This window comes from Cupriavidus taiwanensis (assembly GCF_900250115.1).
GTDB lineage: Bacteria > Pseudomonadota > Gammaproteobacteria > Burkholderiales > Burkholderiaceae > Cupriavidus > Cupriavidus taiwanensis_B.
Genome location: NZ_LT984803.1, coordinates 3582820 through 3607138, shown reverse-complemented (window position 1 = coordinate 3607138; position 24319 = coordinate 3582820). Strand labels below are relative to the sequence as shown.

The window sequence follows — 24319 nt, the reverse complement described above, 5'->3', positions numbered from 1 at the left end:
AAAGACAGTCGCCACGACGCGCATGCGCCTGACCCTCATCACCTTCGGTACCCAGGGCGACTGCCGCCCCATCGTCGCCCTGGCCCTGGGCCTGCGTGAAGCCGGCCATGACGTGCTGGTGCTGGGCGAACGCTCGGCCGCGCCGCTGGCCGCCGAGCACGGCATCCCGTTCGAACCCATGGCCGGGGATATCCAGCAGACGCTGGCGCCGGGCGGCGCGCTGCACAAGCTGATGACCGAGGGCGGCAACGTGGCTGAGGCCACGCGCGCGTTCGGGCGCATTGCCGAGGACAACACCGAGGCATGGATGGCGCAGCTGGCGCAGGCGGCGCGCGATGCGGATGGCATCGTGTTTTCGGGACTGACGGCATACGTGGCGCTGTCGGTGGGCGAGCAGCTGGGCAAGCCGGTGATCGGGGCGGGCATGTTCCCGATCTCGCCGACGCGGGCGTTTCCGTCGGCGCTGCTGCCGCCGGTCAGGATGCCGGGATGGGCCAACCGCGCCAGCCACCACCTGATCAACTTCGTGCTGTGGCGGATGTTCCGCAATGCGACCAATGCGGCGCGATCCCGGCTGTTCGGCGTGCAGGCGCGCAAGACGATGTGGCCGGCGTTTCCGACGCTGTATGCGATGTCGCCGCAACTGGTGCCGCGTCCGCAGGACTGGCATGGCGACTGGCTGGTGACCGGCGCCTGGGCGCTGCCGCCGCAGCCGGACTGGCAGCCGGACCCGTCGCTGCGCGACTTCCTGGCGGCGGGCGAGGCGCCGCTCTATATCGGTTTCGGCAGCATGGCGGGCTTTGACCGGCACAAGGTGGTGTCGGCACTGGTGCAGGCGGTCGACGGCCGGCGCGCGCTGTTTTATCCGGGCTGGAGCGGCATCGACGCGGGCGCGTTGCCGGCCAGCTTCCATGTGATTGGCGCGACGCCGCATGACTGGCTGCTGCCGCGCGTGGCCGCGGCCATCCACCATGGCGGCGCGGGCACCACGCATGCGGCGGCGGCGGCGGGCGTGCCGTCGATCGTGCTGCCGTTTGCGGGCGACCAGTTCTTCTGGGCGGGCCGGCTGGCTGCGCTGGGGGTGGCGCCGCGGCATGTCGCCGGGCACAAGATCGATGCGCCGGGGCTGGCGTCGATGATCGCCTTCACCGAGCAGCCGGCCACGCGCGCACGCGCCGCCACACTGGGCCGCGCGGTGGCCGCCGAGCGCGGCGTCGACCATGCGGTGGCGGCGATTGCGCGCTTTTGCCGCAGGCAGGGCGCATAATTCGCGCTTCGCCTTCCGTTTTCCGCTTTGACTGACGCAGGACCTTCCCGATGTTGAACCGCACCCAGCAAATCCTCATTGCCATCGTCGCCGTGGCTGTCCTTGGCATGTTGTGGTTTGCCGGCAATGACCGCCGCGATGATGTCGGCGGCGCCGTGCCCGATGCACAGACCGACGCGCAGACCAACGCGCAGACCAACGCGCAGGCCGACGCAAAGGCCGATGCGCAGGCCGTGGCCAGCGCGGCGCGCGGCGTGCCGCGCAACGGCACGCTGGATCCTGTCAGCATCGACCCGCAACGCCCCGCCCACCGCCTGCCGCAGCTGCAGGCCGACGCGCTGCTGAATGCGTACCGCGACAATCCCGACAAAGCCGACCGCGACTACCTCAACCAGTACGTGATCGTCGAAGGCGTGGCCAGCGGCATCCGCCGCGATGGCGAGCAGGTCTTTGTGGACATCCGCACCAACGACCCCGGCGCCAATGTGCGCGCGCTGCTGCTGCCGCGCCAGATCTGCGGCCCGGCCGGGCGCGAGTGCGAGGTGGAAGCCCGCGCCACCATGGTGCGGCGAGGCCAGAAGGTGGCGGTGGAATGCAACGGCGCCGGCCTTGCCGACGGCACACCGCTGCTGCGCGACTGCCTGCTGCGCGGCGGCGCCAACTGAGCGCGCCCGCGACGCTTCCGGAGTTACGCCATGCAATCCGTACTGTCCGTCCTTGCCATCCTGATCATGGTGGCGACCCTTGTCGGCGTGATCTCGCCCGCCTGGCTCAGCCAGACGCTGTTCGGCGGCAAACCCGTGTCGCGCGTGCAGGTGGCGGTGGTCGGCGTGTGCCTGGCCGCGCTGTGCCTGGTGCTGGTGGGCCGGCTGGCGGGAGGCGGCGCGGGCGGCTAAGGCGCCATCCGCAATGCCAGAAGCGGGCGTTTTGCGCTTCTGTTTGGCCGATTGGATTGGCCTGCCGGCGCCTACAGTGTGAAGGTATGCGGTGGCCATTGTGCCTTGCCGTGGCGCACCGCCCAGCCATCCAGGACACTCCATGAACCATGCACTGCTGGCGGCCTGCGTGGGCCTGCTGCTCACCGGCTGTTCGACCTACCAGGCCGTGACGCCGGTCGACCGCCTCGACCCCGCCGATCCCGTGGTCGCGTTCCAGCTCCCGGCCGGCGGCGGCCCGCTGGGCAACTACGGCGCCAACGGCACGCTGCTGTGCGTGGTGGTGAACCCGGTCAGCGGCAATGACTTTGTCGAGAACTTCCTGTCGTCGCTGCGCCGGCGCAATTTCGAGGTGAAGGTGCTGCAGGCGCAGACCTCGGTCGCGGCGTGCCCGATGGTGGCGCTGTACACCGCGCGCGGCGCCTGGTACTGGAACGCCTACCTGAACAACGCCGACATCACCGTGTTCCGCAATGGCGACCGGGTCGGCAAGGCCATCTACAACGCCAACCGCAGCGCCGGCGGGCTGAACCTGAGCAACTTCGTGCAGCCGTCGTCCAAGCTCGATGAACTGGTCGAGCAGCTGTTCCCCGGCATGCTGCCGCCGCCCCCGCCGCCGGCGGGCACGGGGCCCGCGCCGGCCGCCTAGCCGATCCGCAGTCAACCGGAGGGCCGCGCCATGTCCCTGTGCGCAGCATCCTGCCGGGCGCAGCCGCGCCCGGCCCAGCGTACCCGGGTCAGCGCTCCAGCCGGCCCAGGCGCACCACGGTCACGCCCGGGCGCAACTGGCGCAGCGACGGCATCACCAGCACGCAATCCGGATACGGCGTCAGCACCGGCTCGCCGTCGCGCCAGCCGATTACGGTCCCGGCCTCGGTAAAGGTCTCCAGCCCGGTGTAGGGGCCGGCAAAGCGGAAGTCCATGCTGGTGGCCACCACCGGCTCGGTCACGCGCACCACGCGCTGCGTGGCGGGCAGCGGCTGCAGCCAGCCGGCCGGCAGGTCGCTTTCCTCGACGATGCCGGCATGCAGCAGGAAGCGCGCGGTGCTGTCGCGCGCCACCGTCACGGCGGCCGGCTCCCAGTGCTGGCCGCATTCGATCAGCAGCGCGTTGCGCGGGCTGGCGGCATCGCCGAAGCCGTCGTAGTCGCGCATGCGGCGGCCTTCGGGATGGCCTTCGTCGACGATCACGTCGGCCGGCGCAGCGAGCGCGCGCGCCAGCGCGATGCCCTTGTCCAGCGGGCCGGAAACGATCAGCGGCCGGCTTTTCTCGTGCATCGAATGCAGGTCCAGCAGCAGGTCGACGGTGTCGATCGCCGGCCGCATGGCGCGCGCGCGGCGCAGTTCCGATGAATCGAGGCTGGCGTCATCGAGCACCTTCGCGGTCCAGACGCGGTTGAAGTCCTGGTCGACGAAGCGCGAGGCGTCCGGGCTGGCGGGATCGAAGCGGTGGTATGCGTCGACATTGGCAAAGGCCAGCGTCAGGCGGCCGCGCCGGGGGCGCAGGCCGTGGTCGAGCAGCGCCTTGACGGCGATGGCGCCGCAGACCTCGTTGCCGTGTGTCAGCGCGTTGACCATCACGTGCGGGCCGGGCTGGCCGCTGTCGAAGGTGTAGAGGTAGGGGATGCCGGTGTTGCCGGCGGCGTAGGGGTGGATGTCCGGGAAGGCGACATCGACGGGGTAGGCTTCCAGGGGTGCGGTGGGCTGGTGGGTCATCGGAGTCGGTGCGTTCAGGGTGCCTGGCGGGTCGGTGCCTGCCGGGTCGATGTGATAGGGGCAGGGAGTGTGCGGGCGGCGGCGCCATGGCAAGCGCCGGCCCTCTCCCCCAACCCCTCTCCCGCAAGCGGGAGAGGGGAGCAAACCGGCGGATCAGGAAGGCTTCCACGCTCGCTCATGCTGATGGTGGTTTCCTTCTCCCGCGGGCAGGAGAGAGAAGCGCTTCGGCCCTAGTCCTTCCGGATGTGTTCGCCCCTCTCCCGCTTGCGGGAGAGGGGCGGGGGAGAGGGCTGGCGCCTGCAGCAGCGACGCCGCCTCGCCGTCCCGCTTACTGTTGAATCCCCGCGGTCTGCACGATCGTGCGATAGCGCCCGGTCTCGCGCTTGATAAAGCTGCCGAACTGCGCCGGGTTGGCGGGCGCCACTTCCACGCCGGCCTCGGCCAGCTTCTTCTTCACGTCCGGCATGGCCAGCACGGCCTGCATCTCGGTGTTCAGGCGCTCGACCACTGGCTTGGGCAAGCTGGCCGGGCCCATCAGGCCGAACCACACGCCCATGTCCACGCCCTTGAGCGCGGGCGTCTCGGCCAGCGCGGGCACGTTCGGCGCCACCGGCGAGCGCTTGGCGCCGGTCACGCCGTAGGCCTGCACGCGGCCCGCCTGGATATGCGGCAGCGCCGACGACAGCACCATCACCGCCAGGTCGATCTGTCCGCCGAGCAGGTCGGTGGCCATGGCCGACGCGCCCTTGTACGGCACGTGCGTGATCTCGACCTTGCCCTGCTGCTTGATCAGCTCGCCCGCCAGGTTCAGCGGGGTGCCGACGCCGGAGGAGGCATACGACAGCTTGCCGGGCTGGGCCCTGGCCAGCGTGATCAGCTCGGCCGCATTCTTCGCCGGCAGGCCGGGCTTGCCGACCAGCACCATCGGCTGGGTGCCGACAAAGGTCACGGGCGCCAGGTCCTTCTCGCCGTCATAGCGCACCGCCGGGTTGGTCAGGCGCGCGATCGACACTTCGCTGCCCGAGCCCATCAGCAGGGTATAGCCATCGGCTTCGGCCTTGACCACCTTGGCCGCGCCGATGGTGCCGCCGGCGCCGCCCAGGTTTTCGATCACCACGCTCTGGCCCAGGCGCTTGCCCAGCTCGGGGGCGATGGTGCGCGCCACCAGGTCGACGCTGCCGCCGGCGGTGTAGCCCACCACCAGCGTGATCGGCTTGGTGGGCCAGGTGGCGGCGGCGGCGCTGGAAACGGCGCCGGCGGAGGCGGCAAGGCAGAATGCGGCCGCAGCCGCGCGCAGGGTGGTCTTCATGGTGTTGGCTCGGGGTCCCGGAATCATGGTTGTGGACCGATGGTAGAAGCGCGGCACCGGGCCGGCGTGCGGCTTTGGCAAGCGCGGTTGCCGATTCGGCAAGGGTGCCGGCGCGGTTCAGCGCGGCGCCCGCACTGCCGCCTCCCAGAAGGCCTCGGCTAGCGGCCGCATCGGCGCGCGCGGCCGGTACAGGCGGATGTCGAGCGCGAGGTCGCCGCCATCCTCGTCGCGCGCGGCGGGAATGGCGCGCACCAGCCGGCCCTCGCGCAGGTCGTCGGCAATCAGCCGCGCCGGCAGCCAGGCCAGGCCCATGCGCTGGCGCACCATCTCGTGCACGGACTCGGCAAAGTCGCTGACCGCGATCACGTCGAGGCGCGGCGCCAGCTTGCGGCGCGCGATCTCCTGGTTGACCATGCGGCCCAGCGTCAGGGTCTCGGCGTAGGCGATCATCGGCACCGGCCTGGCCGCGGCCTTGCCCGCGACCTTGCCCGTCCCGAGCCGGTGCAGCGGCGCGCCGCGCGCATCGGCGGCGCTGACGCACACCAGCCGCTCCACGCCGGCCAGGTGGAACTGGTAGCGCGCGTCGTCCAGCATCACCGGCAGGTCGGGCGGGCTGTAGCACAGCAGGAAATCGGCATCGCCCTCGGCGAACATCGCCAGCGCGTCGTGCATCGGGAAGGTCGACAGGCGGGTGCGGAAGCCGGCCGCGGCGGGATCATGGCGCAGCGCCTCGCGCAGGCCCGCGAGCCAGGCGGGCACCATCGAGCGCGCCAGCGTCTTGCCGGTGGCGATGGTAACGGTGCTGGCGTCGGCGCGGTGCGCGGCGCGCAGCGCCAGGCGGGTGTCGTCGAGCGTGCGCAGCGCGCTCTGCGCGGCTTCCAGGAACTGCCGCCCCTCGGCGGTCAGGCGCACCGGGAAGGCGCTGCGGTCGATCAGCGGGGCGCCGGCCCAGACTTCCAGCGCCTGCATGCGCCGGCCAAAGGCGGGCGGGGTCACGTTGCGCAGTTCGGCGGCGCGCGCGAGGCTGCCGGCCTGGGCCAGGCAGACGAAGTCTTCGAGCCAGCGGATATGCATGGAAAACGGGCGGTCGCGTTGGGGGCAATGCCTGCATTATCGGCAAAACCCACCGCGACTTTGCCTGCCGCGTTCCTCGGTTAGAGTTTTTCGCATGACACTGACCCGGCGCCGCCAACCCTCGTCCCCGACCCGCCCGGCGTCCGCCGCGTCCGGACCGCCGCCCGCCCCGGAGTACGCCATCGACGAACTGGCGCGCGTGGCCGGCACCACGGTGCGCAACGTGCGCTCGTACCAGGACCGCGGCCTGATCGACCCGCCGCAGCGGCGCGGACGCGTCGGCATCTACACCCAGGCGCACCTGGGGCGGCTCAAGCTGATCCACCACCTGCTGGCGCGCGCCTACACCCTGGCCAATATCACCGAGCTGCTCAAGGCCATCGTCGAAGGGCACCACCTGCGCTCGATCCTGGGGCTGGAAACCGCCATCAGCAGCCCGTGGACCAACGAGACCCCGCGCCACTATTCCTACCTGGCGCTGGCACGGCTGTTCGGCCGCGCGATCTCGCGCCCGGCGCTGGCCAAAGTGGTTTGCCAGCGGCGCCTGGCGCACATCAAACGGCGTCGCGCGGCAGCATCGCCGCCATGCAACGGGGCGGCCGCGTGCGTTTGAAACCGCAGGATTTTTTGGGACTTCGCCGATGACGAGGGCGCGGGCGCAACAACCGGGGCTAGGCGGTCCGGCCCTTGCGCCAGCCATGCGGCGTTTCACCGGTCCAGCGCTTGAACGCGTGGGTGAAGGCGCTCTGTTCGGAATAGCCGAGCCGCATCGCGCATTGCGCCAGGCTCAGGCCGGGTTCGGCCAGATACTGTTGGGCCAGCGCTTGCCGCACGTTATCCACAAGCTGTGAATAACTGATGCCCTGCGCCTGCAGCCGCCGCTGCAGCGTGCGCACCGGCAGGCCCAGGTGCGATGCGACGTCGGCGATCGGCACCTCGCCTTGCGGCAGCCGCGCACGGATACAGGCACGCGCCTGCGCCAGCGCGTCGGCGCCGGCGGGCACGATCTGCTGCAGCTGCGAGTCGGCGATGCGCGTCATCTGCGCCTGCATGCCGGCATCGGCCTGCAGCGACGGCAGGTCCAGCAGGGCGCGCTCGATATGCATGGCATGGCGCGCGGCGTTGAAGACCACGGGACAGCCGAACACCTGGGCATGCAAGCGGGTGTCGGCGGGGGCGGCGTGCGGGAATTCGACCTGCGTCGCCACATGCTGGCCGCCGATCAGCCAGCGCGCGAACACCACCCACGTGGCCATATGCAGCTCATGCGCGTGGCGCGACAGCGGGCCATGTCGGGCCTGCCATGTCATGCACGCCGACTGCGGGGTTTCGATCAGGCGCGTGCCGCCGATGTCGTTGGCCAGCACTTCATAGCGGATGCCCTGCAGGATGGCGTCGCGCACGGTGGGCGTGGTCAGCACCACGTAGCCCATCTCGGCATAGTGGCGCGGCGCGAAGGCGGCGCCGGCGCGCAGGCCGACATCGGCATCGCCGGTGGCCTGCTCCAGCCAGTCCAGCAGCGCGAGATAGGCCGCGCCGGGAACGCGCGTGGCGGTCTGCGCCTGCGCCCCCGCGTCCAGCAACACCGGCGGCACGCCGACGGCGCGCAGCTGCGCGGCCGCGGCGATGCCCTGGCGCTCGCCGTGGTCGAGCACGGCGCGCAGGTAGGCGAGCGAGACGGTGGCCGATGTGGTGCCGGAGGCGGTGCCGGCCTGCGTACCACCGGCACTGGCACCGCCATCGGGCGGAGTGGCGCGTGGCATCAAATCACCTGTCATGCGGAATCAAGACCGGGCACCGATCTTTATCCAAACTCCGGGGAGCGTCAATGCGGGCCTGCCCGCCCGCACCGCAGCAGAGACAAGAGACCGACGCAAGGAGACCCGATGCGCCCCAACCCTCACCACCGTCGCGAGGCGGCCGCTGCCGCTGCGCTGCACGCGCTGTCGCGGCGCGGCTTCCTCAAGGTCGGCCTTGGCTTCTCGGCCGCGCTGGCGTGTACCGCGCTACTGCCGGCGCTGGCCGGCTGCTCGTCCGCGGCTCCGGCCCCGCACGCCGGCATGTCGTTCCTGCGCCCGGACGATGTGGCGCTGTTCCGCGCGCTGCTGCCGGCCATCGTGACGGAGCTGGGCGAGGCCCAGCCGCCGCGCCGCGCCGCACTGGAGCACGACGCGCTGCGCAATATCGACGCCACCTGCGCCGCGATGGGCGCGGGCGCGCAGGCCGAGCTGCGCAAGCTGTTCGGCCTGCTGGCCGGCATGCCGCTGCGCTGGGCGCTGACCGGCATGCGCCGGGACTGGAGCGCGGCCACGCCGGCGCAGGTGCAGGCCTTCCTGGCGCGCTGGCGCGCCAGCCGGCTGGCCACGCTCAACGCCGGCGCGGTGGTGCTGGTCAAGCTTGCGAGCGTGGGCTACTACGTGCTGCCGGCCGCGTGGGCGGGCAGCGGCTATCCCGGCCCCAACGCGGCCGTCTACCAGGCGCTGCACGCCTGATCCCGACATGGCCATCGACAATCTCTACGATGCCGGCATCGCCGCCGGCTGGAAGGTCTTCGACGCCGCCACCTTCTCCGCGTCGCGCACGCTCGATGCCGACGTCGTCATCGTCGGCAGCGGCGCGGGCGGCGGCATCAGCGCCGAGGCCCTCAGCCGCGCCGGCCTGCGCGTGGTGCTGCTGGAAGAAGGCGCGCTGCGCACCTCGGACAGCTTCCGCGACATGGACGAGAACCGCGCCTACCGCGAGCTGTACCAGGAGGCCGCGGCGCGCACCACCGCCGACGGCGCCATTGCCATCCTGCAGGGCCGCGCGGTCGGCGGCAGCACCACGGTCAACTGGTCGTCGAGCTTCCGCACGCCGCCGCAAACGCTGGCGCACTGGGCCACGCACCACGCCGTCACGGGTCACGGCGAGGCCGAGATGGCGCCGTGGTTCCAGCAAGTGGAAGCGCGCCTGGGCATCGCACCGTGGGCGATGGCGCCCAATCCCAACAACGACGTGCTGCGGCGCGGCTGCGAGACGCTGGGCTGGGAATGGCACGTGATCCCGCGCAACGTGAAGGGCTGCTGGAACTCGGGCTATTGCGGCTTCGGCTGCCCGGTCAATGCCAAGCAGTCGATGCTGGTCTCGACCATTCCCGCGGCGCTGGCCAGCGGCGCAACGCTGGTGCACCGCGTGCGCGTGCGCACGCTCGAGCACGACGGCAAGCGCGTGGGCTCGGTCACCGGCGAAGCGCTGGGCGTCGACGGCCATACCCCCACGGGCATCAGCGTGGTCGTGCGCGCCCCGCACGTGATCGCCGCCGGCGGCGCCATCAACACGCCGGCATTGCTGCTGCGCTCGCGCGTGCCGGACCCGCACCAGCGACTGGGGCTGCGCACATTTATCCACCCGGTGAATATCAGCATTGCAAAAATGCCGGATCGCATTGATCCCTATTATGGCGCGCCACAGTCGGTTGCCTCCGACCATTTCCAGTGGCAGGACGGCGCGACCGGGCCGATGGGGTACAAGCTGGAGGTGCCGCCCATGTTCCCCGGCATCAGCGCCGGCGTGGTCAACGGCGTGGGCGAGGCGCTGCGCCGCGACATGGCGCAGCTGCCGCATACCAACGCCATGCTGGCGCTGCTGCGCGACGGCTTCGTGCCGGACAGCCCGGGCGGGCAGGTGCGCCTGGCGCCCGACGGCAGCCCGCTGCTGGATTACGAGATGACCGACTACGCCTGGGACGGCGTGCGGCGCGCGTGGCTGAGCATGGCGCAGGCGCAGTTCGCCGCCGGCGCCGAACGCGTGCGGCCCGCGCACCTCGATGCCGCCGAATACCGCAGCTGGCCAGAAGCCCGCGCGGCCATCGCGCGGCTGCCGCTCAAGCCGTTCCGCACGGCGCTGTTCACCGCGCACCTGATGGGCGGCTGCGGCATGAGCGACGACCCGCGCGGCGGCGTGGTCGACAGCCGCGGCCGCCATCACCAGCTGGCCAACCTGTCGGTGTTCGACGGCTCGGTATTCCCGACCAGCGTGGGCGCCAATCCGCAATTGTCGGTATTCGCGCTCGCCGCGCAGAACGCCGACGCGCTGGCGCAAACCCTCACGTCATGATGTATTGGCGCGAGGCCGGCACGGCCTGGTCTGGTTGCGCAGGCAGGCGGCCAGCGTGCCCGCTGCATGACGCGACGGACAATACCGTGCGATGGCCAACACAACCTCGGTTTTTAGAATGCCCATTCCAATTCAAGTCTTGTGAAACGCCCGAAGCCGTAGATAGGCTTCGTACAGCTGTTTCAAGCATCCGTATGCCGTCAGAGCAGGGAGCGGGCAGCGCAGCCAATTGCACAGGGGTTTATCGCGGTACAGAAGAGAGAAGCGCCCCCATGAAGACCGGCAAAAGCTCGGCAGGAGACACCAAGGCCCGGATTCTCGACGCCACGGAAAAGCTGTTCACCGAGGTCGGCTACGAAGCCACCTCGCTCAGGCAGGTCACGTCGCGCGCCATCGTCAACCTGGCCGCCGTGAACTACCACTTCCGCAGCAAGGACATCATGATGCACGCCGTGCTGAGCCGGCGCCTGGACCCGCTCAATGCGCGGCGCCTGGCGCTGCTCGATGCGTGCGAAGCGCGCTGGCCCGGCCACGCCATCCGCTGCGAACACGTGATGGGCGCGCTGTTCGTACCCGCGCTGCAGATGGCGCGCGACCCCGCGGTGGGCGGGCCGTCGTTCCTGCGGCTGCTGGGACGCGTGTATTCGGATACCTCGCCCTTTATCCAGCAATACCTGCTGGAGCACTACGCGCCGGTGTACGGCCGCTTCTTCGATGCCTTCGCGCGCGCCATCCCGGCGCTGCCGCGGCAGGAGCTGGGCTGGCGCCTGCAGTTCGCGCTCAAGGCGCTGGCCGGCGTGCTCGCCGGCGAGGAACTGGCCAGCCTGCTGCCCGCGTTCACGCAGGGCCGGCAGATGAGCGATGCGCACGTGCTGGCCCAGCTCACCGCGATGGTCGAGGCGGTGCTGAACGTGGCGCAGCCCGGCGCGGACCAGCTCGCGGCGCTGCAGTCAGTGTTCGAGCTGGGCGAGCAGCAATCGCAGCACAGCGGGCAGCACAGCGCGCAGCGCGCCGGCAGCCTGGCGGCGCAGCCCGCCGATGACCCGGATGCCAGCGTGGCCGCGCTCGCGGCCACCATGGGCGACGCGGCCAGCCATGCCGCCGCCCTCGGCAAGGCCCGCACCAGCGCACGCATCGTGCGCAACGCGGGCACCAAGCGCGCCGCCGCCGTCAGCAGCGTGACGGTAGGCGCGCGCGAGCACACCGTGAGCTTTCCCAGCAACCCGCTGGATGACTGGATGCGAATGCGCACCAGGACATAGCGGCCGCCGGTTACCGCCGGCACGGCGCCGCCGCGCTCACGCAACCTGAACCGTCGATCCACCCAGCGTGGCCGCGCCGCGGCCCGTGGACCCCGTGCGCCCCGCGTCATGCCGCCAGCGCTGCGGTGATCCCGTTCGCTCTGCCTGTCTCGAGGAGGAAGCTGCCGCGTCAATCCATCCGCCGATCCGACTATCCCGCCGATCATCCAGCCGGCCATCGCTCCGGCCGCGCCATCTTGCCGCCGTCGCCGCCGCCGTCATCGGGCTGCTGGGCGCAACGCTGGCGTTTGCGCCCGTCGCCGTGGCGCAGCCGGCCAGCGCTGCGGCCGCGGCGGGCACGGCCTATGACGGCCTGCCGTCGGCACAGCAGGCCGCGCTGTTCTCGCGCCAGGTCGCCAGCGGTGAGCTCGCGCGCCTGTCCGATGCGCAGGTGCTGGCCGTGTTCCAGGCGCTGCAGCCGGATGCGCTGCTGAAATGGGCGCGCGCCGAGATGAAGCGCTATCCCGGATACGAATACTGGATGTCGCGCCAGGAGCGGCTCAACGGCCAGTGGCAGGAACAGCCCGCGAGGATGCAGGTCCGCTACCGCCATGCGCCGCGCCAGCTCTATGCGAAGTGGCTGCCGGGCGAGGCGCAGGCGGGCCAGGAAATCCTCTACGACGAGACCCGCCGCAAGGACGAGATGTACGGCCACCTGGGCGGCATGCTGGGCTTCACCTCGATGTGGATTGCGCTCGACGGCTCGCTGGCGCGCTCGCCGTCCAACCATACCGTGCGCGACCTGGGCTTCCAGTACGTGCTGTCGATGCTGGAGCGCGACGCCAGAGGCGCCGCGCGCCGGCACGCAGGCGCCGCCGCAATGCGCGGACACCGGCACGTGCCCGGCGCAGGGGCCGGTCACCATCGGCGGCCCGCCCGGATCGCTGTGCCCGGCGGCGCTGGACTACGGCACCACCTTTACCGGCGGCTCGGGCGCGGGCGAACTGGTCAAGCTGCGCTTTGATACCGCGGCGCGCACGTACGAGCGGCAGCTGCCTCGGCACCGGAAACAACTGGAAGCTGCGCAGCGCCGACGGTGCGTTCGAGAGCGGCAATGCCGACGGCAGCCGCCGCTATCCGTCGTTCCAGGGCCAGGCCATCACCGCCAACAACGCCAGCCGCGCCAAGGGGCTGATGGTGGTGGGCAAGCTCGACGGCGCGCTGGTGCCGCTGCTGCTGCGCGCCGGCTATGCGCAGATCTCGCTGCTGCGGCTGACGGTCAATGTCGACGATGAATCGGGGCTGGCGCTGATGGCACCGGCCACCACCGTCGCCAGCGGCCAGCTCGACGGCGGCTATAGGCGCGCGCATCCAGTTCAACGGCGTGCTCGGCGCCGGCGCGGTGCCCGTGCCGCAGCCCGGCGGCGCGCTGCTGTCGACCTCGAAAACCAAGCTGGAGCCGAATCCGCTGGTGTTCTTTTTGGCGCCTTCGTACAAGTTTTGAGGTCAAAAAAAACCAGTGGCGAGACCACTGGCTTTTGTCAGTCGAACCGCTGACGGTGTACTCCCTCTCCAGCTTGCGGGAGAGGGCCGGGGAGAGGGCGGGAGCCTCAACGAAGTTCAGGCCTTCGCAATTGCCGGCGCCGGCCCTCTCCCCCAGCCCCTCTCCCGCAAGCGGGAGAGGGGAGCAAACCCTCGGCAAGGGATGCCGCGTTACTGTGTCACCGTCCCTTGCCCAGCCGGCGCCTGCTGCGCCACCGCACTGCTCTCCTGCAACCCGCCGCCCAGCGACCGGTACAGATCGATCGCATTGTTCAGCCGCAGCTGCCGGGCCTGCACCAGCGCCTGTTCCGCGGTGAACAGCTGGCGCTGCGCATCGAGCTCGTCCAGGTAGCTGGCCACGCCGCTGCGGAAGCGCAGGCGCGACAGCTCGTAGCGAGCGGCCTCGGCGTCGCGCGCCTGTTCCTGGCCCGCGACCTGGTCTTCCAGCGTGCCGCGCGCCACCAGTGCGTCGGCCACCTCCGCGAAGGCCGTCTGGATGGTCTTCTCGTAGTTGGCGATCTGGATGTTCTTGCGCACGTTGGCCAGGTCCAGGTTCGACAGGTTGCGGCCATAGTCGAAGATCGGCAGCGTCAGCTGCGGCGCGAACGACCAGGCGCGCGTGCCGGCATCGAACAGCCCGGAGAAGGTCGGGCTGATGGTGCCGCCGCTGGCGGTCAGCGTGATGCGCGGAAAGAATGCCGCGCGCGCCGCGCCGATATTGGCGTTGGCCGACAGCAGCAGCTGCTCGGCCTGGCGGATATCGGGACGCTGCTCGAGCAGGTCCGACGGCAGCCCTGGCGGAATATCGCTGATGATGCGCTCGTCCGACAGGCGCATCGGCTCGGGCAGGTTCTCGATGGTGCCGATGGGCTTGCCCACCAGCACTTCGAGCGCGTTGTACGCCTGCGCGCGCTGGCGTGCCAGCTGCGCCGCGGCGACGCGTGCCTGCGCCACCAGCGACTCGTTGTCGCGCAGGTCCAGTGCCGAGGTGGCGCCGGCCTCGAAGCGCCGCTTGGCCAGCCCGTAGGTGCTTTCGCGCGCCTTCAGGGTGTCGCGCGCCAGCTCGTACTGTTCGGCGTAGGCGCGTTCGGCCAGGTAGGCCTTGGCGACTTCCGAGACCAGCGAGATCTGCGCCGAGCGGCGTGCCTCTTCGGTGGCGAAGTACTGCGCCAGCGCGGCATTGGACAGGCTGCGCACGCGCCCGAAGAAATCGAGCTCGTACGACGAGATGCCCAGGCCGACCTGGTACACCTCGGTCACGCCCGGCTGGCCGAGCACCGTCGCCGCCTCGGCGGCGGTGGTGCGGGCCCGGGTGTAGCCGCCGTTGACGTTCACCGTGGGCAGCAGGTCGGCGCGCTGCACCTGGTACAGCGCGCGCGCTTCCTCGATGCGCAGCGCCGCGGTGCGCAGGTCGCGGTTGTTTTCCAGCGAGGTCGCGATCAGCGCCTGCAAGCGCGGGTCGCGGAAGAATTCGCGCCAGCCGATGTCGGCGGCGCGGCGGGTTTCGCCGCTCTTCACCTCGGCGGTGGCATAGCCTTCGGGCGCGGTCGGAAAGCTGTCTGCCACCGGCGGGGCAGGGCGGTCATAGTGGGGCGCCAGCGTGCACCCCGTCAGAACGCCGGCCACCAGCAGCAGCGTGGTCAGGGTCTTGGTCATGTCAGATTTCCTCTTGCGGGTCATGCCACTTCTTGTCCAGCATGCGCTGGCGCTCGCTGCCCTTGAAGCGCTTGCGCACTACCACGAAGAAGACCGGCACCAGGAAGATCGCCAGCACCGTGGCCGTGATCATCCCGCCCATCACGCCGGTACCGATCGCGCGCTGGCTGCCCGAGCCGGCGCCGGTGGCGATCGCCAGCGGCAGCACGCCCAGGATGAATGCCATCGACGTCATCAGGATCGGGCGGAAGCGCAGATGCACCGCTTCCAGCGTGGCTTCGACCAGGCCCTTGCCTTGCGCCTGCAGGTCCTTGGCGAATTCGACGATCAGGATCGCGTTCTTCGCCGACAAGCCGATCGTGGCGATCAGGCCCACCTTGAAGTACACATCGTTAGGCATGCCGCGCAGCGTCACGCCGAGCAGCGCGCCGAGCACGCCCAGCGGCACCACCAGCAGCACCGAGAACGGGATCGACCAGCTCTCGTACAGCGCGGCCAGGCACAGGAACACGATGATCAGCGACAGCGTGTACAGGATCGGTTCCTGCGAGCCGGCCAGGCGCTCTTCATACGACTGGCCCGACCACTCGAAACCGAAGCCCGGCGGCAGCTTGGCGAAGTTCTCTTCCATCGCGCGCATGGCTTCACCGGTACTGCGTCCCGGCGCGGCCTGGCCTGCGATCTTCACCGCCGGCATGCCGTTGAAGCGTTCCAGGCGCGGCGAGCCCATGATCCACTTGGACGTCGCGAACGCCGCGAACGCCACCATGTCGCCGTTGCTGTTCTTCACGCGCAGCTTGGTGAGGTCGTCCGGCAGGCGGCGGTCGGCGCCGTCGGCCTGCACGATCACCTTGCGCACCCGGCCTTCATAGATAAAGTCGTTGACGTAGCTGGAGCCGAACGCAATCGACAGCGTCGAGTTGATCTCCGCCACCGACACGCCCAGCGCACGCGCCTTCTCGCGGTCGATGTCGATCTGCAGCTGCGGCGCGTCTTCCTGGCCTTCGGGGCGCACGCCCATCAGCACCGGGTTCTGCGCGGCCATGCCGAGCATCATGTTGCGCGCTTCCATCAGCTTGGCGTGGCCCTGCCCGGTGCGGTCCTGCAGGCGGAAGTCGAAGCCCGAGGAGTTGCCCAGCTCGGCAATCGCCGGCGGGTTGAGCGGGAAGATGATCGCGTCCTTGATGAACGAGAGCGCGCCGAAGGCACGGCCCACCAGCGCCTGCGCGTTCTCGCCCTCGCCGGTGCGCTCCTTCCAGTCCTTCAGGCGCACGAACGCGATACCGCCGTTCTGGCCGCGGCCGAAGAAGGAGAAGCCCGCCACCGTGATCATCTGGTCCACCACCTTGCTTTCCTTCTGCAGGTAGTAGTCCTCGATCTGCTTGAGCACGCCGATGGTACGGTCCTGCGTGGCGCCGTTGGGCAGCTGCACCACCGTGATCATGTAGCCCTGGTCTTCATCCGGCAGGAACGACGACGGCAGGCGCTTGAACAGCACCACCACGCCCGCGATGATCAGCGCGTAGATGATCAGGTAGCGGCCGGTGCGCTTGAGGATGCGCGCGACCACGCCCTGGTAGCCGGTCGACGCGGTGGCGAAGGTGCGGTTGAACCAGCCGAAGAAGCCCTTCTTCTCATGGTGATGGCCCGCTTCCACCGGCTTGAGCAGCGTCGCGCACAGCGCCGGGGTGAGCGTCAGCGCCAGCAGCGCCGAGAACGCCATCGAAGCGATCAGCGACAGCGAGAACTGGCGGTAGATGTTGCCCACCGAGCCCGAGAAGAACGCCATCGGGATGAACACCGCGGTCAGCACCAGCGTGATGCCGACGATGGCGCCGGTGATCTGGCCCATGGCCTTGCGTGTCGCTTCACGCGGCGAGAGTCCTTCCTCGCTCATGATCCGCTCGACGTTTTCCACCACCACGATGGCATCGTCCACCAGGATACCGATCGCCAGCACCATGCCGAACATGGTCAGCACGTTGATGGAGAAGCCGAACGCCAGCAGCGCGCCGAACGTGCCCAGCAGCGCGATCGGCACCACCAGCGTCGGGATGATGGTGGCGCGGAAGTTCTGCAGGAACAGGTACATCACCAGGAACACCAGCACCACGGCTTCCAGCAACGTCTTGATCACTTCCTCGATCGAGATCTTGACGAAGGCCGAGGTGTCGTAGGGCACCGTGTACTGGTAGTCCGCCGGGAAGGTCTTCGACAGCTCTTCCATCTTGGCGCGCACCGCGGTGGCCGTGGCCAGCGCGTTGCCGGTCGGGGCCAGCTTGATGGCGATGGCCGCCGACGGCTTGCCGTTGGTGCGGGCCAGGGTCGAGTAGTCGGCCCCGCCCAGCTCCACGCGGCCGACGTCCTTGATGCGCACCGACGAACCGTCGGGGTTGGTGCGCAGCAGGATGTTGCCGAACTGCTCAGGGGTGGACAGCCGGCTTTCGGTGGTGACGGTGGCGTTCAGCTCGGTGCCCTTGGGCGAGGGCGTGCCGCCCAGCTCGCCCACGGCGACCTGCACGTTCTGCTCGCTCACCGCGGCGGTCACGTCCAGCGGCGTCAGGTTGTAGCCAGTCAGCTTGGCCGGGTCCAGCCAGATGCGCATGGCGTACTCGGTGCCGAACAGGTCGGCCTGGCCCACGCCCGGCACGCGGCGGATCGAGTCGATCACCTGCGCCGAGACATAGTTGCCGAGCTGGATCGCGCTGGCCGTGCCGGACTTGGACGACACGGTCAGGAACATCATGTAGTTGTTGCCGGCCTTGTCCACGCGCACGCCCTGCTGGCGCACCTCCGCCGGCAGGCGCGCTTCCACGCGCTTGAGGCGGTTCTGCACTTCGACCGAATTCAGGTCGACGTTGGAACCCGGCGCGAACGCGATGGTGATCGTCGCCAGGCCGGTCGATTCGCTGGTCGAGTTGTAGTAGAGCAGGTTGGGGGCGCCGTTAAGCTCCTGCTCGATCACCGAAGTGACGGAATCCTCCAGCGTCTTGGCCGACGCACCCGGATAGGTGGCGGTGACCGAGATCGTCGGCGGGGCGATGTTCGGGTACTGCGCGATCGGCAACTGCATGATCGACAATATCCCGCCCAGCACGATGATCAGCGCGAGCACCCACGCGAACACCGGCCGGTCGATAAAAAACTTGGCCATAAGACTGGCTCCCTCTTTGTCTAGCCCTGTGTGCCGCGGCGGCTGGCTTCAGCTGCCTTGGCGCGGCGGTGTTCAGCCTTGCTTGCCCTCGGCCTTCGCTTCCTGCTTCGCTTCGGCCTTGGGGGCCGAGGCGGGGGCAGCGGAAGCCGAAGCCGAAGCCGGCGTAGCGGCCGGTGCCGAGGCATCCGCCTGCACGAACGGCACCGGCCTGGCCGGCGCGCCGACCTTGACCTTCTGCAGGCCTTCGACGATCACCTTCTCGCCGCCCTTCAGGCCTTCGGTCACGATCCAGCGGTCGCCGATGGCCTGCGGCGCCTTGACTTGCACCGATGCGACCTTGCCGTCGCTGCCCACCACCAGCACGGTGGCGCCCTGCGCGCCGCGGATCAGTGCCCGCTGTGGCACGGTCAGCGCGTTCTCGTCCACGCCCTGCTCGATCTTCACGCGCACGAAGGTGCCCGACAGCAGCTCGCGCTTCGGGTTGGGGAACTGCGCGCGCAGCGTGATCGCGCCGGTGGTCGGGTCGACTGTCATGTCCGAGAACAGCAGCTTGCCGGTGTGCTCGTACTCGCGGCCGTCTTCCACGTACAGGTGCACGTTGGCGCCGCCGTTGACGCCCTTGACGGCGCCCGACTCGATGGCGCGGCGCAGGCGCGTGACCTCCGAAGCCGGCTGGGTGAAGGTGACCCACATCGGGTCGATCTGCTCCACCAGCGCCAGCTTGGTCGCCTCGCCCTTGCCCACCAGCGCGCCCTCGGTCACCAGCGCACGGCCGGCGCGGCCGCTGATCGGCGCGGTCACGGTGGTGTAGCCCAGATTGATCTGGGCAGTGCGCACGGCGGCCTTGGCCGATGCCACGTCGGCATTGGCCTGGCCGGCGGCGGCCACGGCGTCGTCGTACTCCTGCTTGCTGACCGCGTTGACGGCCACCAGCGGCTTGTAGCGCTCGGACTTCAGGCGCGCCGACACCGCATTCGCCTCGGCGCGCTGCAGCGCGGCCTGGGCCGACGACAGCTCGGCCTGGTAGGGCGCCGGGTCGATGCGGAACATCACCTGGCCGGCCTTCACTTCGCCGCCCTCGGTGTAGTTGCGCGACAGCACGATGCCTTCGACGCGGGCGCGCACTTCGGCCGTGCGCACGCCTTCCAGGCGGCCCGGCAGTTCATTGACGACGGCGACCGGCGACGGCGTCACGGTGACCACGCCCACTTCCGGCGGCGGCGGGGCGCCGCCCTCGGCCTTCTTGTCGCCGCAGGCGCTCAGCGCCACGGCCGACAGGGCCGCTAGTGCATAGGCTGCAACGCAACTGATACGTTGGGACTTCCTCATCGATAACCCCATGATGGCAATTTGAGATTCGCCGTGCCGCCCCGGGCTGTCATCGGACAAACGGGAACGGCAGGGCGCGCCGCAAGGCTGTGCGGCGGGCAAAAGCGTGATGCTAGCCACGAATCGCGGCGTCGCCGTGACGATTGCGACGAACGGTGGCTTTTATGGAACGACTGGATCAATCGACCGGCTGGCCTGCGGCAGGAGCGCCCGCCGTGCTGGGTAGGTCACAGAGGGCGGCTGGCCGAATGCCGGACAAGCGCGTATTATATATACATTCAAGCATGTATGTTAAGTTGATGTTGCGAAAGGGGCTTTCGGCGCACAACCTGCGCGGAAAGGCCCGGCAAGACGCAAGAGCATGCCGCTCCCTCGATCGGATCGGTACGAAATGCGTGCAATCCATCCCGGATCAGGGCGCAAACCGCCGGCTCGGGTTAGGATGCGCGCCGTCGTGTCGGCTCGCAAGCTTGGCAAAGCCCATCATGTGATGACAACGACCCGCCGGGGCCCAGGCAACCGGCATGTGCGGCGGCACTGGCGGCCGCATCAGGGTGAGCACCAACCAGGCCGGCCATGCGCGCGCGATCGCGCCATGCCGCCGGCACCAGAGACAATCATGGTCAGACGCACCAAGGAAGAGGCGCTTGAGACGCGCCACCGGATACTCGACGCGGCCGAGGCCGTATTCCACGCCCGCGGCGTGGCACGCCCGTCGCTGGCCGACATTGCCGAGGCTGCGGGGGTGACCCGCGGCGCGATCTACTGGCACTTCAAGAACAAGAGCGATGTATTCGCCGCCATGTGCGACCGGGTCCACCTGCCGGTGGAGGCATTGATCGAGCCGGAGCGGCTGGCGCGCCAGGAAGATCCGCTCGGCGGCATCCGCGACATCTGCGCCTACGTGATGCGCCAGACCGTGATCAACCCGCGCTGGCGCCGCGTGTTCGAGATCATCTTCCACAAGTGCGAAATGGTGCGGGACAACGGCGCCATCTTCGAGCGCCAGCGCCAGTCGCACCAGGAAGGCCTGGTCAAGATGCGCGAGCACCTGCGCCTGGCGCTGGAGCGCGGCCAGCTGCCGGCCGACCTGGACCTGGACCTGGCCGTCAACGCCTTCCACGCCGCGGTTGGCGGAGTGCTCGCGCACTGGCTGTTCTCGCCGCAGGACTTCAACCTCGACGCCAATGCCGAGCGCCTGTCCGACGCCTTCATCGATACCCTGCGGTTTTCGCCGGCACTGCGCCACGGCTATGTGCCGCGACCGATGGCCGAGCTGGACCAGGAGCTGTCGACGCTGTGCCAGCAGGCCTGCGCCAACGCGCAGAACGGCGGCCTCGACACCCCCGACCTGGTGCCCTGAGACACGCTGGCGGCGGCGGCAGCGCTAGCCGCGCACGGCCTCGCGCCAGCGCGCCAGGAACGCGCGCTTGCGCATCGCATCCTGCGCCGCCAGCAGCCCGGGGCCGACGCTGATCGGCTTGAGCGCGTAGCCGAGCCGCTCCGACAGCGCCGCGGCGGTGTGCACGGTGTCGGTGTCGGTGCGGATGGTATAGAGCTGCGAGGTCGACTTGGCCAGCAGCGCCTGCCCCGCGCGCGACAGCAGGTAGTCCAGCCACAGCCGCGCCGCATTCGGCCGCGGCGCGCGGCGCGCGATAAAGGCCACGCGCGACATCACCAGGGTGTAGTCGCTCGGGGCGATCACGTCGATGGCGGCGCCGCGCTGCATCAGCGACAGCGCGTACGATCCCAGCAGGTTGTAGCCCATCACCAGCTCGCCACCGGCAATGCGCTCGATCATCTCCGCGGTCGATGCCGACAGCTGCACCCCGGCCCGGCCGAGCGCCTGCGCCAGGTACCAGAACTCGCTGCCCATGCGCGCGTCCTGCTGCGCCAGCAGGTATCCCACCCCCGAGCGTTCCACGTCGTAGGTCACCACCTTGCCGTGCCAGCGCGGCGCGTGCTCCTGCAGCAGCCGCGCCAGGCCGCTGCGGCTGCGCGGCGGGCGCATGCCGGCCAGGTGGTGGCGGTTGTAGACGATCACCGCGGGCTCGAAGGTGGTGCCCCAGGCCTCGTCGCGCCACACCGCCCAGCCCGGCAGGCCGGCGCGCTCGGGCGAGGCGTAGCGCTGCGCATGGCCGTCGTTGACCAGCTTGATCTGCAGGTCCATGGCGGTGCTCCACAGCACATCGGCAAAGACTGCATCGGGCGCGGGCGGCCGGCCCGACAACGCGGCGCTCTCGGCCAGGAAGCGCTGGTTGAGCTCGACCGTGTTGAGATCCTGGTAGTGCACGCGGATGCCGGGGTAGCGCGCCTCGAACGCGGCGATCAGCGGCCGCGCCACCTCCAGGTCGGTCGACGCGTACACCGTGACCATGCCTTCGCGCAGCGCGCCGGCAATGGTGGCGTCATACCCCGACGGATACCCCGGCGGCGGCACCGGCGGCCTGGACTGGGCAGGAAGGGGCCATGCGGCGCCGCCCAGCAGTGCGGCGCCCAGCAGGCGGCGGCGCTGTCCCGAAGCGGGCGAAGCGCAGGCTGACTGGCACGGCTGGGATGGCTGCGACGGCTGGGACGAACGCGCGGACACGGTGCTCGGGACGGAGGGGCTGCCGATGCCGCCGGTGACGCGGCGAGCGCGCCGGGAGCGGCGGGGCGAGGGTATTATAGGCGCCCGCGGCGGGCGCGCTCCATCGGTGCTGCCCCCGGTTTTGCGGGCGCTTTCCATGCCTTGTCCCCGCGTGTGCGCGCCGCAACTAACATAGAACCAACCGGCACAGGAGGAGACCGGCATGCGCATCCTGCTGGTGGAGGATGAAGTCGAACTGGCACGCTGGGTCGCCCGCGCGCTGGAGCAGGGCGGGTTTGTGATCGAGCACGTCGCCGACGGCCTGCAGGCCGAGGCACGGCTGCAGGCCGAGGAATACGACGCCGTGCTGCTCGACCTGCGGCTGCCGGGCAAGGACGGGCTGGCCGTGCTCAAGTCGATGCGCGGGCGCGACGACCGCACCCCGGTGCTGATCCTGACCGCGCAGGACACGCTGGACGAGCGCGTGCGCGGCCTGAACCTGGGCGCCGACGACTACCTGCCCAAGCCCTTTGCCATCGCCGAGCTGGAAGCGCGGCTGCTGGCGCTGATCCGCCGCAGCCGCGGGCGCGCGCATCCGCGCCTGCAGTGCGGCACGCTGGTGTTCGACGGCGAGACCCGCAGCTTCACGCTGGACGGCGCGCCGCTGGCGCTGACGCCGCGCGAATCGACCCTGCTGGGCGCGCTGCTGGCGCGTAGCGGCCAGCCGCTGACCAAGGCGCAGCTGCTCGACAAGGTGTTCTCGCTCGACGCCGACGTGTCCCCCGATGCAATCGAGGTGCTGGTCTACCGGCTGCGCAAGAAGCTGGCCGGGCACGGGGTCACCATCGTCACGCTGCGCGGCTTCGGCTACCTGCTGGAGCCGGAGGCCCGGGGCTGAGATGCGGCACCCGGTGCTGCTGTGGCGCCGCGGCAGCCTGCGCCGGCAACTGCTGTTGCTGCTGCTGCCGGCGCTGGCGGCAATGATGGCGCTCGACACCTGGCTCACCTACGGCACCCTGCGCGATGCCGCCAATACCGCCTACGACCGCTCGCTCTACGGTTCGATCCGCGCCATCGACAACGCCATCGGCATGGCCGGCGACAACGTCCAGCTGACCCTCCCCGACGCCGCCATGGAGATCTTCGAGACCGCGGCGCAGACCCATGTGTTCTACCGGGTCTCGACCGAGCGCGCCGGCCAGGTCGAGACCGTGACCGGCTACAGCGACCTGCCCCTGCCGCGCGGCGCGCTGCTCAACAACCAGCCGCGCTTCTACGACGCCGAATACATGGGCGAGGCCGTGCGCATTGCCGCGATGGCGCGGCCGGTGTACCGGCCCGACGCGCGCATGCGCGTGATCATCCAGGTGGCCGAGACCGCCGAGCCGCGCAGCGCGCTGATCGGCTCGGTTTGGCGCAGCGCACTGGCGCGCGACCTGCTGCTGATCCTGCTCAGCGCCGCGATCCTGGTGGGCGGCGTCACCTACGTGCTGCGTCCGCTGGCGCGCGTGCGCGACGACGTCGAGGCGCGCTCGCCCGAGGACCTGACCCCGCTCGCGTTCGAGCGCGTGCCCGCCGAGGTGCGCCCGCTGGTCGATGCGGTCAACCTGCACGTATCGCGCTCGGCCGCGATGGCGCAGTCGCAGGCGCAGTTCATCGCCGATGCCGCGCACCAGCTGCGCACCCCGCTGGCCATCCTCAAGACCCAGGCCGAGTACGCCCAGCGCCAGCTCAACGGCCCCGACCCCGAAGCCGCGCGCGCCGCCGCCGGCGAAGCCGTGGGCGGCATCGTCACCCAGCTGGAACAGGCCGCGCGGCTGACCAACCAGCTGCTCGCGCTGGCGCGGGTACGCCAGCACCGCGCCGATGCCACGCAAGCTGGTGAAGCCGGCGAAGGCATCGACATCATCGATGCCGTCACCGTCGCCGAGCAGGTGGCACTGGACTACCTGCCGCTGGCGCGCGGCAAGCAGCAGGACTTCGGCTGGGAGCCGGTGCCTGGGCTGGCGCTGCCGGTGCGCGCCGACCCCGCGCTGCTGCGCGAGGCGCTGGCCAACCTGGTCCACAACGCGATCCAGTACTCGCCGCGCGGCAGCCGCATCACGCTGTCGGCGACGCGGTCGGGCGATCACGCCTGCCTGGTGGTCGAGGACGATGGACCCGGCATTCCGGCCGAGGAGCGCGAGAAGGTGTTCGCGCGCTTCTACCGGCGGGTGGGCAATGCGGAGCCGGGCTCGGGGCTGGGGCTGGCGATTTCGCGGGAGATGGCGTCGCGGTTTGGGGGGACGGTGGAATTGGGGGAAGGTGGGCAGGGTACCGGGGTGCGGGCGGTGTTGAGATTGCCGGTCGAGGCCAGCTAGGCCTACGACGGTCCAGGGCATGCGTGGCTTTGGGCGCAGGACTCCGTGGATGCGCCGGCCCGCTCCCCCGCCC

At 70.1% G+C, this 24319-nt stretch carries 19 protein-coding genes and 2 pseudogenes; 13 read left to right on the top strand and 8 right to left on the bottom strand.

Features of this window, described 5'->3' with window-relative positions:
* Window positions 1-22 precede the first annotated feature (22 nt).
* From CBM2586_RS16790 to CBM2586_RS16775, 4 genes are all read left to right on the top strand, one after another.
* A complete protein-coding gene (locus CBM2586_RS16790; RefSeq protein WP_115688570.1) occupies window positions 23-1267 on the top strand; it encodes a glycosyltransferase in 1245 nt (414 codons plus the stop codon).
* A 50-nt stretch (window positions 1268-1317) separates the two neighbouring features.
* Window positions 1318-1932 (top strand): OB-fold putative lipoprotein, encoded by a 615-nt coding sequence (locus CBM2586_RS16785; RefSeq protein ID WP_115688568.1) that lies wholly within the window; start codon window positions 1318-1320, stop codon window positions 1930-1932.
* Window positions 1933-1962: 30 nt separating this feature from the next.
* Window positions 1963-2163 carry a hypothetical protein gene (locus CBM2586_RS16780; RefSeq protein ID WP_115663466.1) on the top strand — a complete coding sequence of 67 codons (201 nt, stop codon included), beginning with the start codon at window positions 1963-1965 and terminating at the stop codon, window positions 2161-2163.
* Window positions 2164-2305: 142 nt separating this feature from the next.
* Complete coding sequence (locus CBM2586_RS16775; RefSeq protein ID WP_115663468.1) at window positions 2306-2851, top strand: Sbal_3080 family lipoprotein; 546 nt, start codon at window positions 2306-2308, stop codon at window positions 2849-2851.
* An 88-nt stretch (window positions 2852-2939) separates the two neighbouring features.
* Here CBM2586_RS16775 and CBM2586_RS16770 read toward each other — a convergent pair whose 3' ends face one another.
* The 3 genes from CBM2586_RS16770 to CBM2586_RS16760 all read right to left on the bottom strand — a co-directional run bounded on the left by CBM2586_RS16770 (window position 2940) and on the right by CBM2586_RS16760 (window position 6300).
* The gene (locus CBM2586_RS16770; protein ID WP_115688566.1) at window positions 2940-3917 is read right to left on the bottom strand and encodes a M14 family metallopeptidase; all 978 of its coding nucleotides are present in this window, start codon (window positions 3915-3917) and stop codon (window positions 2940-2942) included.
* Window positions 3918-4245: 328 nt separating this feature from the next.
* The gene (locus CBM2586_RS16765; RefSeq protein WP_115688564.1) at window positions 4246-5226 is read right to left on the bottom strand and encodes a Bug family tripartite tricarboxylate transporter substrate binding protein; all 981 of its coding nucleotides are present in this window, start codon (window positions 5224-5226) and stop codon (window positions 4246-4248) included.
* A 117-nt stretch (window positions 5227-5343) separates the two neighbouring features.
* Window positions 5344-6300, bottom strand: coding sequence for a LysR family transcriptional regulator (locus tag CBM2586_RS16760; RefSeq protein WP_115688562.1), 957 nt, complete (start codon window positions 6298-6300; stop codon window positions 5344-5346).
* Between the two features lie 94 nt (window positions 6301-6394).
* Between CBM2586_RS16760 and CBM2586_RS16755 the strand changes: the two are divergent.
* Window positions 6395-6832: pseudogene (locus tag CBM2586_RS16755) on the top strand (MerR family transcriptional regulator); the annotation flags it as partial.
* 139 nt (window positions 6833-6971) lie between these two features.
* Here CBM2586_RS16755 and CBM2586_RS16750 read toward each other — a convergent pair.
* Window positions 6972-8063, bottom strand: coding sequence for an AraC family transcriptional regulator (locus CBM2586_RS16750; RefSeq protein ID WP_115688560.1), 1092 nt, complete (start codon window positions 8061-8063; stop codon window positions 6972-6974).
* 123 nt (window positions 8064-8186) lie between these two features.
* Between CBM2586_RS16750 and CBM2586_RS16745 the strand changes: the two genes are divergently transcribed.
* The 5 genes and pseudogenes from CBM2586_RS16745 to CBM2586_RS16725 all read left to right on the top strand — a co-directional run bounded on the left by CBM2586_RS16745 (window position 8187) and on the right by CBM2586_RS16725 (window position 13193).
* Window positions 8187-8792: a hypothetical protein gene (locus tag CBM2586_RS16745; protein WP_115688558.1), complete on the top strand. Its 606-nt coding sequence runs from the start codon at window positions 8187-8189 to the stop codon at window positions 8790-8792.
* Window positions 8793-8799: 7 nt separating this feature from the next.
* Window positions 8800-10395 (top strand): GMC family oxidoreductase, encoded by a 1596-nt coding sequence (locus CBM2586_RS16740; RefSeq protein ID WP_115688556.1) that lies wholly within the window; start codon window positions 8800-8802, stop codon window positions 10393-10395.
* Window positions 10396-10667: 272 nt separating this feature from the next.
* Complete coding sequence (locus CBM2586_RS16735) at window positions 10668-11657, top strand: TetR/AcrR family transcriptional regulator (protein WP_115688554.1); 990 nt, start codon at window positions 10668-10670, stop codon at window positions 11655-11657.
* 184 nt (window positions 11658-11841) lie between these two features.
* Window positions 11842-12483: pseudogene (locus CBM2586_RS16730) on the top strand (DUF1571 domain-containing protein); the annotation flags it as partial.
* A gap of 173 nt (window positions 12484-12656) precedes the next feature.
* The gene (locus CBM2586_RS16725; protein ID WP_172587083.1) at window positions 12657-13193 is read left to right on the top strand and encodes a DUF2957 domain-containing protein; all 537 of its coding nucleotides are present in this window, start codon (window positions 12657-12659) and stop codon (window positions 13191-13193) included.
* A 156-nt stretch (window positions 13194-13349) separates the two neighbouring features.
* Here the strand turns inward: CBM2586_RS16725 and CBM2586_RS16720 are convergent, their stop codons facing one another.
* The 3 genes from CBM2586_RS16720 to CBM2586_RS16710 all read right to left on the bottom strand — a co-directional run bounded on the left by CBM2586_RS16720 (window position 13350) and on the right by CBM2586_RS16710 (window position 19317).
* On the bottom strand, window positions 13350-14834 hold the full coding sequence (locus tag CBM2586_RS16720; RefSeq protein WP_115663482.1) for an efflux transporter outer membrane subunit: 1485 nt from the start codon (window positions 14832-14834) through the stop codon (window positions 13350-13352).
* 1 nt (window position 14835) lies between these two features.
* Complete coding sequence (locus CBM2586_RS16715; RefSeq protein WP_115663483.1) at window positions 14836-17988, bottom strand: efflux RND transporter permease subunit; 3153 nt, start codon at window positions 17986-17988, stop codon at window positions 14836-14838.
* A gap of 72 nt (window positions 17989-18060) precedes the next feature.
* A complete protein-coding gene (locus CBM2586_RS16710; protein WP_115688552.1) occupies window positions 18061-19317 on the bottom strand; it encodes an efflux RND transporter periplasmic adaptor subunit in 1257 nt (418 codons plus the stop codon).
* A gap of 619 nt (window positions 19318-19936) precedes the next feature.
* Between CBM2586_RS16710 and CBM2586_RS16705 the strand changes: the two genes are divergently transcribed.
* Window positions 19937-20680: a TetR family transcriptional regulator gene (locus tag CBM2586_RS16705; protein ID WP_115688550.1), complete on the top strand. Its 744-nt coding sequence runs from the start codon at window positions 19937-19939 to the stop codon at window positions 20678-20680.
* Window positions 20681-20704: 24 nt separating this feature from the next.
* On the opposite strand, the gene CBM2586_RS16700 is transcribed toward CBM2586_RS16705, so the two are convergent.
* Window positions 20705-21805 carry an ABC transporter substrate-binding protein gene (locus tag CBM2586_RS16700; RefSeq protein ID WP_373424210.1) on the bottom strand — a complete coding sequence of 367 codons (1101 nt, stop codon included), beginning with the start codon at window positions 21803-21805 and terminating at the stop codon, window positions 20705-20707.
* A 304-nt stretch (window positions 21806-22109) separates the two neighbouring features.
* On the opposite strand from CBM2586_RS16700, the gene CBM2586_RS16695 reads away from it, so the two are divergent.
* Both CBM2586_RS16695 and CBM2586_RS16690 read left to right on the top strand, forming a co-directional pair.
* A complete protein-coding gene (locus CBM2586_RS16695; protein WP_115663486.1) occupies window positions 22110-22784 on the top strand; it encodes a response regulator in 675 nt (224 codons plus the stop codon).
* 1 nt (window position 22785) lies between these two features.
* Entirely contained in the window at window positions 22786-24246 is a 1461-nt protein-coding gene (locus CBM2586_RS16690) for a sensor histidine kinase (protein WP_115663487.1), read from the top strand.
* The last annotated feature ends 73 nt before the right edge of the window (window positions 24247-24319 follow it).

What these genes read in the sequence shown, in the direction of transcription:
- CBM2586_RS16750 (WP_115688560.1), bottom strand. Translation starts at nt 8,063, where the DNA reads ATGCCACGCGCCACTCCGCCCGATGGCGGTGCCAGTGCCGGTGGTACG.
- CBM2586_RS16785 (WP_115688568.1), top strand. Translation starts at nt 1,318, where the DNA reads ATGTTGAACCGCACCCAGCAAATCCTCATTGCCATCGTCGCCGTGGCT.
- CBM2586_RS16705 (WP_115688550.1), top strand. Translation starts at nt 19,937, where the DNA reads ATGGTCAGACGCACCAAGGAAGAGGCGCTTGAGACGCGCCACCGGATA.
- CBM2586_RS16745 (WP_115688558.1), top strand. Translation starts at nt 8,187, where the DNA reads ATGCGCCCCAACCCTCACCACCGTCGCGAGGCGGCCGCTGCCGCTGCG.
- CBM2586_RS16765 (WP_115688564.1), bottom strand. Translation starts at nt 5,226, where the DNA reads ATGAAGACCACCCTGCGCGCGGCTGCGGCCGCATTCTGCCTTGCCGCC.
- CBM2586_RS16710 (WP_115688552.1), bottom strand. Translation starts at nt 19,317, where the DNA reads ATGAGGAAGTCCCAACGTATCAGTTGCGTTGCAGCCTATGCACTAGCG.
- CBM2586_RS16690 (WP_115663487.1), top strand. Translation starts at nt 22,786, where the DNA reads ATGCGGCACCCGGTGCTGCTGTGGCGCCGCGGCAGCCTGCGCCGGCAA.
- CBM2586_RS16790 (WP_115688570.1), top strand. Translation starts at nt 23, where the DNA reads ATGCGCCTGACCCTCATCACCTTCGGTACCCAGGGCGACTGCCGCCCC.
- CBM2586_RS16720 (WP_115663482.1), bottom strand. Translation starts at nt 14,834, where the DNA reads ATGACCAAGACCCTGACCACGCTGCTGCTGGTGGCCGGCGTTCTGACG.
- CBM2586_RS16740 (WP_115688556.1), top strand. Translation starts at nt 8,800, where the DNA reads ATGGCCATCGACAATCTCTACGATGCCGGCATCGCCGCCGGCTGGAAG.
- CBM2586_RS16775 (WP_115663468.1), top strand. Translation starts at nt 2,306, where the DNA reads ATGAACCATGCACTGCTGGCGGCCTGCGTGGGCCTGCTGCTCACCGGC.
- CBM2586_RS16695 (WP_115663486.1), top strand. Translation starts at nt 22,110, where the DNA reads ATGCGCATCCTGCTGGTGGAGGATGAAGTCGAACTGGCACGCTGGGTC.
- CBM2586_RS16735 (WP_115688554.1), top strand. Translation starts at nt 10,668, where the DNA reads ATGAAGACCGGCAAAAGCTCGGCAGGAGACACCAAGGCCCGGATTCTC.
- CBM2586_RS16780 (WP_115663466.1), top strand. Translation starts at nt 1,963, where the DNA reads ATGCAATCCGTACTGTCCGTCCTTGCCATCCTGATCATGGTGGCGACC.
- CBM2586_RS16770 (WP_115688566.1), bottom strand. Translation starts at nt 3,917, where the DNA reads ATGACCCACCAGCCCACCGCACCCCTGGAAGCCTACCCCGTCGATGTC.
- CBM2586_RS16760 (WP_115688562.1), bottom strand. Translation starts at nt 6,300, where the DNA reads ATGCATATCCGCTGGCTCGAAGACTTCGTCTGCCTGGCCCAGGCCGGC.
- CBM2586_RS16715 (WP_115663483.1), bottom strand. Translation starts at nt 17,988, where the DNA reads ATGGCCAAGTTTTTTATCGACCGGCCGGTGTTCGCGTGGGTGCTCGCG.